We start from the raw sequence: 9,503 nt of genomic DNA, 5'->3' as shown, positions 1-9,503 counted from the left end.
TACTACGGTAACTACACTTCCCGTGAGACAGGATCTCTGGGCGGGTATATCACCAAACGTCTGGTACAAATCGCTGAGCAGTCTCTGGCTGGGTCTGGCAAATAATTATTATAACCAAAAAGCAACAAGCAGAAGCCCGGAGCGGAAACGCTCCGGGCTTTCTCGCGCGCATTCGTTCCTATGTCTGATTGTGCCCTTCCATGCACCTTTCGTCAAGAGCGTGCGGATAAAAGTTTTTTATCCATTTTCTCGTCACTTAACCAGCCGACATACGTATCAATCGTTTCGAAATTTCGATCCATAACGACTACAGCGACAAATGGATATTGTTTGCGGTGTCGATAACGCACATCTGCCCAGCGAACCTTGTATCCTGCTGGTAATTCTTCCACCTCTGCAACAGCATAGGAGGTGAAGTACAGAAACGCAGTGACTTCAGGAGATTTGCGTGAGGCGGCGACAGCCGCGTGAGTGGACGATGAAGCATGGAGATTCCAGGTTAGGACGGAATGATCCATTTTGCCAATCTCATAACTGCCGTCTACAAATCTTTTCACCACATGCCAGCGGTTCCAGGATATCGTTGGGATGACCATATAATGAGCCTCAGAATTATTTTTGTCGAGTCGTTTCACCTGTCTAACAGCCATAGCACGTGCTATTGTCCGCCATACATAATACAAGCCAATCAAAATATACAGTGAAACAAAGAGTGGAGCAGGGGCGATCAGATCGAAAGCCCATAACAAAATGGCCAGCACATGTGTGGTAAACAGAAACGGATCAAAAATATGAATGATGTTCCAGGCAATCCAGCGTTCTGTAAAAGGTCGTGCTGCCTGGGTTCCATAGGTATTGAATAAATCGGTAAAAACGTGCACGCCTACGGCGACAGCAGTCCAGGCCGCGACGTGTCCAACAGCGACACCCGGGAAGATCAGTGCAATGACTCCGGTGATGAGCAGAACCCATAACAGTAGAAATGGCAATGAATGAGACATACCCCGGTGATTCCGAATGTAGAGCGAGTTACTTTTGAGACGTAACGCAGTGTCGATGTCAGGAGCCTGCGAGCCTGCAATGGTACCAACCATGACCGCAGCTGCGAGCATGGGACTCGTCGCGACAACAGGATCGACATAAGCCAGACCGGCCAAACCAATCCCCATGACAAAATGTGTAGAAGTATCCATAAACGTCTCCTTTGTGTGGTGTATCGTTAATGCGAGTTGCTTCTCTATCTAGGTGATACCCATATATAGTGTATATTATCCGCCTACCGGGAAGCAAAACACCCTAATTTCCAAAGATATGACAAGAACCTGCTCAATTGACAGCAATTGTACGAGCATTGTCAAACTCTTTTTCCTTTTCCTGTGATAAACTTTATATGGGAGGCAGAGAGAGAAACCTCCATGAGATCAAGAAGAAGGGGGATTCACAAGCGTGGACAATCCATTGAGATACCAGGCTTCTTCCGATTCAGCAACACGATCTGCGCCTCCGATGAAGTCAGGGACGTGGAAAGATTTTATCCATATTACGAAACCGGGCATTCTTCGAACCAACCTTATTGCGGTTTTTGGTGGCTTTTGGCTTGCATCCCAGTGGGACGTCAACTATGGCAAGATGGTGCTGACCCTGCTTGGAACGGTGCTGATTATGGCTTCTTCTTGTGTATTTAACAACTACTTTGATCGTGAACTTGATCTCAAAATGGAACGTACTCGCAACAGGTCCTTGCCAACAGGACGTTTAACACCCAAAGTCGTTCTATCCTATGCCATTATTTTGGGTGTGATTGGATTATCCGTACTCTTTTCCTTCTCCGGGGTACTTGCCGGATTATGCGGCATTTTTGGCATGTTTGTCTATGTGATTATGTACACCCTTTGGTTAAAGCGTTCGTCGACATGGAGCACCTCCATTGGTGGCCTGTCTGGTGCAATGCCGCCAGTCATCGGGTATGTCGCAGTAACCGGACGTATGGATCTTGGTGCATGGCTGCTTCTGGCCATGTTGTTTTTATGGCAGCCTCCACACTTCTGGGCGCTCGCGATCCGCAGGGTGGAAGATTATCGGGCTGGTGGATTTCCGCTATTACCAGTTGTAAAGGGTATTGAACGGACCAAGATTCAGATGATTCCTTATCTGGTTTTGCAAATCTTTGTCCCGGTTCTCATGTATGCTTACGGGTATGCAGGAATCTTCTATTTGACCGTCTCACTGATACTTTCCGTGCTGTGGCTGTACTATGCACTTAAAGGCTTTAGTGCACAAAACACAGATGCCTGGGCCAAAAAGGTATTCCTTTACTCCATTAACTATCTATCCTTAAGTTTTATATTGATGATTCTGGATACAGTGCACAAATGAGCATTAGGAAATGCTAATAAACATTAGATGGGCACAGGTCCGTGGAACAGCTACAATAACAACAGAGCACATTGTCGGTTGGGTTCTTGGTATACATATGCATCAAAGTGGTATGGGAATGAGAAAATGCTATTAAAAACACGATCCAGAGTCCATGAATTTTATAGAAAATCGTTAAAACTTTATGTATGCGTATTCATATGATCTGATATCGGAAGGGACGATAATGATGCTGAAAAAGTATAAATGGACATGGATGCTGCTAGGACTTGCGCTGATTATGGCGGTGTATTTAATGTGGGGCACCGTATTTGCCAGCAAGGAAAAGTTACCCGAAATTCGGGAGATTCAATCCTTTTCGATGGAAAATGTGGATGGAAGCACAGTATCTCTGGATGATACCAAAGGCAAGGTGCGTTTGTTCTACTTTTATTTCACCAGTTGTCCGGATGTGTGCCCAATTACGACGTTTACGTTATCCCAGGTGCAGGATCTGTTGAAAGAGGACGGTAGCTTTGGCAAGGATGTTTCTTTTGTGTCCATCTCATTTGATCCGAAAGTGGATACCAAGGAGAAGATTAAGGAATTTGCAGATCGATTCCACGCGGATTATGAGGGCTGGTACTTCCTGCGGGGGGATATGGATCAGACGAAGCAGCTCGCCAAGGATTCATTCCAGATCCTCATTCAGGGTGAGAACAAGGACGATTTTGCCCATATGAACATGATTGGATTGGTGGATCGGAATAACCAGTTGCGCAAGGTATACAATGCGTTTAATACAGAGGATGTTGAACCAGCAGTCATTGCGGAAGACATTCGCAATCTGATCAAGGAATAAAAATGCGTTCATAATAACAAGCAAATAAAGAGGCTGCTTCCTGGGTTGAATGAATATCCCGGCGAGCAGCCTCTTACGGTTTAAAACGATGGGAATTCAGGATATTGGATATACGATTCCAATCCGGCTTTCTCCAGCTGGGCGATGATGTATTCATCGGGAGTTCCCTCCACACCAGCGTAACCGCGTCGTGTATACATCTGTACTGCGTCCGGGAAGGCATCTCGCAGCACACCCCTGATTTTTTTGCCCGAACTGTCATTATCCATAAATAAGTAGACCTCATCGTAACCAACCTGTTTGCGCAGCGATTCAAGCTTGAGGGAATTCAGTGTTCCAAATGTGCACAAAATGTTGATTTCGGGTCTTACAAGACGTTTTAGTTTGCTGCGGTCGTTTTTACCTTCCACAATGACATGAATAGGCATCATATTCACCTCTTGATCGAGAGCTTATGTCGACATTCCCCGGGAAATGTTGCAGCGAAAATCGACTGGATTATATAAAATGGACCTTCTAATTTTTACACGTGCGACTACGCTGACAGAAACATCTTTGATTTTCAACTTCTTTTCCACACTCTGAAACTGAATGTCTCAGCAACAGTGGTCGTTCCGTCTACGGATCGTTCTTTCGATCGCTGTTGCCTCCAAATGTTTTGAATTTATTTTTGAAAGGTATAGCATCTGGAGTCAAAGGCGAACGCTACCGCTTCTTCAGAATCGATTCCGTCCCCTCCACTACTTCTGCTGATCATCCATTCCTAATGAGGATATTTAACAAAATCTTGAAGATGAAGAAGTCACCTCGTTTGTGTGTAAAACATCAGTCCATTTTATATAGTTTAGCTGTAAATGGGGGAATGATGCAAAGCCAAGAAAAATACAAGCCTTTCTGTTGTCAAAGGGTATGGATATGGAGCGTTCTGATATGGTTAACCCAGTATGCTTTTGGGATCAGATAGGGCAGCTTCGCGTCTGGCTGTGAAATAAGGGAGCAGCATAATGCCGATCATCAATAATACAAAGGCAATGAAATACGGCGATAAACCCACACGAAGCTGTCCTGCTGTGATGGGGCCGATGAAAGAACCGATGGAGGTAGCAATGGATTGCAATGAGAAGATGCGACCCAGCTTGTTTCCACCGCTTAAATGAATAAAGAGTGTTGCCATGGCTGGGAAAATAATACCTTTAGACATCCCCAGAACGAAAAGCACGGATGATAACGGAATCTGTGGTATGGCCGCCATAGCAAAGAAACATAAAGACATTAGCAGTACACCTGCAATCAACCGCAGTTTGGGGGAATAACGGTTGAGAAATAGCAAGCTCAGGGTAAATAGTGCTCCAATACTGATAATGGAAAACAAAAGCCCGGTAGACATCATGGACGAATGTCCGCCTCCGCGCAGTGGTAGTTCAAAAAAAAGAATTCCTTGGGCACACGCAATGACAAGGGGCAGAGCAAAGTATCGCCAGGATACGGGCAGGAACTTTCTTTTTTCTCCGACTGGGTTGCTAGGCATGGCGGGCTCGGTCACTTTTTCGTGCTGAACCTCAGCGAGGCCTTTGGGCATGGATAACCATGCGATAACGCCGGACAGAATGAGCAGATAACCGAGACTCGCAAAGGTGGCGGAAAAACCTAAAGCTCCGACGATCAATGCGCCTGCGGCGGGGGACACTACGGATGCCAGCGTATGTACGACGCCGTGGCCTGACATATACTTACCTTGCTTGATAGGATCACTTGACAGTTGCGCAAGCAGTGCGAGACAGGCCGGAGACAGAAAAGCAAGTACAAACCCGCTGATGGAGCGCAGGGCGAGCAGCTGCCATGGCGTATGGATTTGCGCCTGGATAAGCAAAATGATGCCTGCACCCAGCAAACTAAACACAATGTAACGACGACTGCCATGTTTGTCGATTTGGGTTCCGGCGATCAGATTGCCTGGGAGATGAGTCAAGGAATAGATGCCCATCATCCAGCCGATGAAGGTCGGGGCCGCCCCGAGCGAGATAGCGAAAGGGGTCAAGATTGGATACTGGGCGTGCAAATCAAAAACAGCAAGGAACAAAAATAGATATAGCCAGATGGCCGTTTTCACAGAAGCCCCTCCTTGTTAAGCGATGCATATTCAATAACTGGTCATGACGTGTTCCCCGTTCCTTGGACAGAACCTCATGGTACTACTTGTACGCCCGGCGGGACGAACTTAGACCGTTTATTTTTACATAGGAGGGCTTAGCTGACAGCAGCTTCGGAAATCATGTATAATATTCGGGAAGTGTTAATAATCAACTCTAATACGGAAGGTGTAGTCATGAACATAGAAGTAATCAAAGAGTTTGTGATGCAGAACTGGCTGGTGATCGTGGTTGCGTTGATCATTTTGTTCTTTGTTCTGAACGTGGTCAAAACCGTATTGAAATGGGCGATTGCCATCATCATTATTGCGGCTCTACTGATATACAGCGGCATCTCCATTGATCAGATCAAACAGACAGTTACTGACGTACAATCAAGTACTATGGACACATTGAAGAAAGAAGCGACCAGCATGATGCTTAAGGAAGCTTCCAAAGCTAAATACGTCAAAGGACAGGATGGGGCGTTCACCATCACAAGTCCCAATGTGGAGATTAAAGGCAGAACTCAATCAGATAAAGTCGATGTGACCTTCCGCGGAATTTCACTTGGCGAATGGAAACTCGACAATGACACCATACGTACGTTTGTCGAACAGGCACAGGAGAACGGAACAGCACCGTCTTCGTAGTAAAGGAGGAATGGACACGTGCTGCAAAGTTGGCTGGATAGTCTGAAAGAATTCAACGGCATAACGATTATGCTGCTGCTGATTGTGGCCGCTTCATTGCTTCAGGGGTGGTCCAGAGGTGCTTCGCGTTCGGCAGGAAGACTCTTTGGGTTCCTCATGGATGGCATTATGGCGGTCATTGGTATTTTGTTATCCATCGGTTTAACATTATGGCTTGCGCCATATGTTCAACAATGGTTGTCTGTGCATGCGGCAGACATGCCAAACCGTGAATTGAACCGATGGGAGCAGATGTATTATACATTGATTACGGCCATTGCTGATTTTCCGCTGATGCGGTTTGCCGTGTTGTTTGTGCTTAGTTATGGCTTCATCCGATTGATTCTCGGATTGCTCTCTTCCCTTATTTTCAGCAGAAGATACAGTTCAGCAGAGCAAGAGAGCAGACCCAAAGGATTTTTCAGCCGTTTTACAGGTGCAGTGATCGGTACAGTCATTGGCTCCGTCCGTGGGATGATTGTGATTGCCGTGTTGTTCATGATTGTAAGTCTCTATCCGGGCAGCATGTTCAGTCGCTATGTAGAGGCTTCACCCATTTATATGCAAGGGGCCAAATCTGTTATAGAGCCATTATCAGGTACATTTATTAAGGACAAGCTGCCCGTATTTACGCAAGCCGTGCAAAAGGAACTTGGCGCGATCCTGCAACGCAAATATGAAGTCATTGACCATAACATTCCGGCGGATATTGAATCTGCGGCAAAAGAAATTGTGAAAGGTCAAACGACAGATGAAGCCAAAGCCAGGGCATTATATGACTGGGTAGGTTCTCGCATTCAATATGACTATGGTAAAGTGGATGATTATGAGCAAAAAGGCATATGGCACGAGCAGACGCCTCAAAATACATTTGATACACGTGAAGGCGTATGTATCGATTACGCTCGTTTATATGCAGTCATGGCTCGTTCACAGGGTCTGGAAGTCAAAGTGGTTACAGGACTTGGTTATAATGGGCAGGGTGGATATGGTCCACATGCCTGGAATGAAATATATTTAAGTGATTCGGAAAGCTGGATTCCGCTTGACCCCACTTGGGCGATTAGTGGTGATTGGTTCAATCCTCCTAACTTTGCCGATACCCATCTGAAAGATCAATCAGCTTAATATTACGCCGGACATGGGTCCGGGAGATGACGACGTTGCCAGGTTATCATGCCGAGGCTGTACAGCCTGGACGGTATGCATCAAGTCATGAAAGAGGTAGGATGAATGAAAAATCATTCAAAAGAAAAGGACGAACTTACGGACAAGCGGCGCTTCAGTTACCGGATGAACGTATTTTTCTTCGCTTCCTTTGTTATTTTTAGCGTTATTATTGTACGGCTGGCATTTTTGCAATTCGTGGAAGGCCCTGAGCTCAGTCAGGAGGAAGCGAGTAATATTACCAAAGATGTACCACTCGCTCCCGTTAGAGGAACCATCTATGATTCCACGGGCGAGGTAAAGCTGGCTTACTCCAAGCCGATTCAATCCTTGTATCTGACTTTATACAAAAACTATGGGGATGTGGATGGTAAGCCAAATCCGAATATAGCGGAAGTGGAGGACATCGCCACCCGGTTGCATGATGTTTTTGAGCAGTATAAGAAAAAGGATTCCGAGGCCCTTACGGTCGATAACATCTTAGAAGCAATGGACCTCAATTCGCGTAAAGCAAACGGGTTCATGCCACGTCTGATTAAGAGTGATCTGTCCGATGAGGAAGTGGCTTATTTCCTGCAGCACAAGGATGAATTCAAGGGAATTCAGATTGTAGAGGAAAGTGTGCGTTACTATGATCCGGATACGGTAGCCGTTCAGACGATTGGTTATCTCAAAAAGTTCAAAAGCTCTAAAACACTCAATAAATACAAAGAGGTCGATGAGGCCAATAAAAAGCAAACGGACCCAGGTCTTGTATATACCGAGAATGAGTTTGTTGGCTTTGATGGACTGGAACTGCAATATCAGGATGTTCTGCGGGGAAAAAGTGGTTATAACTCCGTTGATGTTGACTTGCGGAATTTGCCTGAAGGTGTAGCGGGCTCTACCCCACCCGAAAAAGGGTACGACCTGATTACAACGATTAACAAAAATGTTCAGGTGAAGACAGAACAGGCGATACTGGATCAACTAAGCTGGCTGCATACACATCCAGTTTCAGGTAAGCTGCATCCGAATGCCAAAACAGGTTTTGCGGTAGCTATGGAAGTGGATACAGGGAAGATTGTTTCGATTGCCAGTATGCCAGATTATGACACGAATATCTGGAGAACGGGTAGTATTAGCAACGATCAATATGATGACATCAAGTATGTATATCAAAATGGTACAATTCGCTCGTTCCCGCCCGACGATTCTAAAAAACGAGCTGAATCTATCGTATTACTTGGTTCAACGATTAAACCGCTTAGTGTATTGATCGGTTTGAAAGAAGGATTTTTCACAACAAATACGGTGTATTCAGACCGTGGTTCAACGACTTTCGGTGGAGATAACCGTAGAGTACAGAACTCATCGGGACACGTTTATGGGTCGTTAACTCCCCATGATGCGATTCGACATTCCTCGAACGTGTTCATGATTGATGAGATTGGCAAGAAGCTTTACTCCCAATATGGCGCAGAGGGAATCAATGTTTGGGATAAATACATGAAGCAGTTCGGTCTGGGTGTATCTACTGGGATTGATCTGCCGAATGAATTCTTGGGTATTCGGGATTATATGAACACCGATGAAAGTTCACTAACTCGACTTGTTTATGGCTCCTTTGGACAACAAGGGAAATATACAACGATGCAGCTGGCACAGTATGCTACGATGCTAGCGAATAAAGGAAAACGCATGGAGCCACAATTAGTCAGTGAGTTCCGTGATTCGGAAGGCAATGTGGTTGAGAAAATGAAACCTAAAGTGCTCAGCACAGTCGATTTTAATGATGCTTACTGGAATGAAGTACAGCGAGGCATGGCAACCGAAGTAACAGCGTTTAGTGGATTCCCTTATGACTTTGCAAGAAAAACAGGTACATCCACACAGTTAGTCGGAGGCAAATTGGTGGATAACGGGGTATTTATTGCTTACGCTCCACGCAACAATCCGAAGCTGGCTGTAGCCGTGGTTATTCCTGAAGGGGGCTTTGGTTCGAGCAGCGCTGCCCCTGTTGCGCGTGCGATCTTCGACGCGTATGACGAGGAATTTGGTCTGGACGGTGTACCGAAAAAAGATAAAAATAAGGAATCAGATACACAGTAATGTAAGTCGTTGATTCCAAAAGAAGGGACCCTTTCGAGGGTCCTTTTTACGTTTGCCAGGACTGAGAGGTCTCTTTTCCACAAGCTGCTGCAAATCAATATGTAACAAACATCGTGCATGCCACGTTTATATAAGAGAATGTTCACGAAAATGTAACCAAAATCTGGAGGACATGGCAGTTGACCTTTGATAGACTTGTAGAAGGAA

General features: G+C 45.6%; 9 protein-coding genes. 6 read left to right on the top strand and 3 right to left on the bottom strand.

Going from position 1 to position 9,503, the window contains the following annotated elements; all coding sequences use genetic code 11:
* Window positions 1-105, top strand: a 105-nt coding sequence (locus A6049_RS34150; RefSeq protein ID WP_240321487.1) for an alpha/beta-type small acid-soluble spore protein, incomplete at its 5' end; no start/stop codon positions are given.
* Between the two features lie 107 nt (window positions 106-212).
* On the opposite strand, the gene A6049_RS18785 is transcribed toward A6049_RS34150, so the two are convergent.
* The gene (locus A6049_RS18785) at window positions 213-1,193 is read right to left on the bottom strand and encodes a metal-dependent hydrolase (protein WP_063566136.1); all 981 of its coding nucleotides are present in this window, start codon (window positions 1,191-1,193) and stop codon (window positions 213-215) included.
* 253 nt (window positions 1,194-1,446) lie between these two features.
* Here A6049_RS18785 and cyoE point away from each other — a divergent pair, with 253 nt between their 5' ends.
* Window positions 1,447-2,376, top strand: coding sequence for a heme o synthase (cyoE, locus tag A6049_RS18780; RefSeq protein WP_063566135.1), 930 nt, complete (start codon window positions 1,447-1,449; stop codon window positions 2,374-2,376).
* Between the two features lie 229 nt (window positions 2,377-2,605).
* Window positions 2,606-3,217 (top strand): SCO family protein, encoded by a 612-nt coding sequence (locus tag A6049_RS18775; RefSeq protein ID WP_082935236.1) that lies wholly within the window; start codon window positions 2,606-2,608, stop codon window positions 3,215-3,217.
* A gap of 80 nt (window positions 3,218-3,297) precedes the next feature.
* On the opposite strand, the gene A6049_RS18770 is transcribed toward A6049_RS18775, so the two are convergent.
* Window positions 3,298-3,645, bottom strand: coding sequence for a toprim domain-containing protein (locus A6049_RS18770; RefSeq protein ID WP_063566133.1), 348 nt, complete (start codon window positions 3,643-3,645; stop codon window positions 3,298-3,300).
* Window positions 3,646-4,151: 506 nt separating this feature from the next.
* The gene (locus tag A6049_RS18765; RefSeq protein WP_063566132.1) at window positions 4,152-5,327 is read right to left on the bottom strand and encodes an MFS transporter; all 1,176 of its coding nucleotides are present in this window, start codon (window positions 5,325-5,327) and stop codon (window positions 4,152-4,154) included.
* Between the two features lie 216 nt (window positions 5,328-5,543).
* Between A6049_RS18765 and A6049_RS18760 the strand changes: the two genes are divergently transcribed.
* From A6049_RS18760 to A6049_RS18750, 3 genes are all read left to right on the top strand, one after another.
* The gene (locus tag A6049_RS18760; protein WP_063566182.1) at window positions 5,544-5,999 is read left to right on the top strand and encodes a hypothetical protein; all 456 of its coding nucleotides are present in this window, start codon (window positions 5,544-5,546) and stop codon (window positions 5,997-5,999) included.
* A gap of 69 nt (window positions 6,000-6,068) precedes the next feature.
* On the top strand, window positions 6,069-7,166 hold the full coding sequence (locus A6049_RS18755) for a transglutaminase domain-containing protein (RefSeq protein WP_063566181.1): 1,098 nt from the start codon (window positions 6,069-6,071) through the stop codon (window positions 7,164-7,166).
* A 105-nt stretch (window positions 7,167-7,271) separates the two neighbouring features.
* Window positions 7,272-9,296, top strand: coding sequence for a peptidoglycan D,D-transpeptidase FtsI family protein (locus tag A6049_RS18750; protein ID WP_063566131.1), 2,025 nt, complete (start codon window positions 7,272-7,274; stop codon window positions 9,294-9,296).
* The last annotated feature ends 207 nt before the right edge of the window (window positions 9,297-9,503 follow it).

The organism is Paenibacillus sp. O199 (genome assembly GCF_001636635.1).
Classification (GTDB): domain Bacteria; phylum Bacillota; class Bacilli; order Paenibacillales; family Paenibacillaceae; genus Paenibacillus; species Paenibacillus marchantiae.
The sequence above is the reverse complement of the archived record's forward strand: the minus strand, read 5'-3'. Positions and strand labels throughout refer to the sequence as shown.